At 26.3% G+C, this 692-nt stretch carries 1 protein-coding gene; it reads left to right on the top strand.

Annotation, left to right across the window (positions count from 1 at the left end; genetic code table 11):
* Positions 1 to 169 precede the first annotated feature (169 nt).
* On the top strand, positions 170 to 577 hold the full coding sequence (locus tag AC1DJR_RS32475) for a hypothetical protein (RefSeq protein ID WP_429688454.1): 408 nt from the start codon (positions 170 to 172) through the stop codon (positions 575 to 577).
* The last annotated feature ends 115 nt before the right edge of the window (positions 578 to 692 follow it).

Genomic DNA, 692 nt, shown 5'->3' with positions numbered 1-692 from the left:
TAATGTTACGAATTATTTTTGATACAGTATTTTGTTACAGCTAGTTCAATGGTTAGGATATTTCATATTTTTAAATACAAAACGTAACAAAAACGGTCGTTTTTGTTACACGGATGGGTATGTTATAATGAGTTACCCTTAACCAAATCTACATATAGGAGGCGTTTGAGTGAACTTATCTCAAGAAAAAAATCTAAAATTAATGATGCATACTATTACTTTATTATCTTTCATCATTCTCACTTTTTTTAGCATTACAATTTTTTATGTATCGTTCATTTTTTATTTCGTATTCAAATCAAAAGAACTTCGTATAATAGCTATTGAAACAGCCGTTTATCAGCTATTCACTTGGATTATTGTATTGATTTGGAATACTTTTGTAATGAGGATTTTAATGTTTTCTATGTTCCATTTCGATATGAATGCGAGTAATATGTCAATGATATTGTGGACAGCCCCATTATATATAATCCTAACTATTTTATTATTTTTCGGGCCTCTTAAAGGAATTTTATATGTATTACAAGGAAAAGATTTTCATTATCCAATTATCTCCAAATGGATTAGCAAGTAAAAAATAAATAAAGAAGAATCCAGTAAATTATGGATTCTTCTTTATTTTGTATTTATTGTCTATTTATGAAATATAAACTCATATTTTGTGATGAAATATAAACTCATATTTTGTG

It is taken from the genome of Bacillus sp. 05T31 (genome assembly GCF_056396725.1).
Note: the sequence above shows the minus strand (reverse complement) of the source record. Positions and strands in the feature narration are given on the sequence as shown.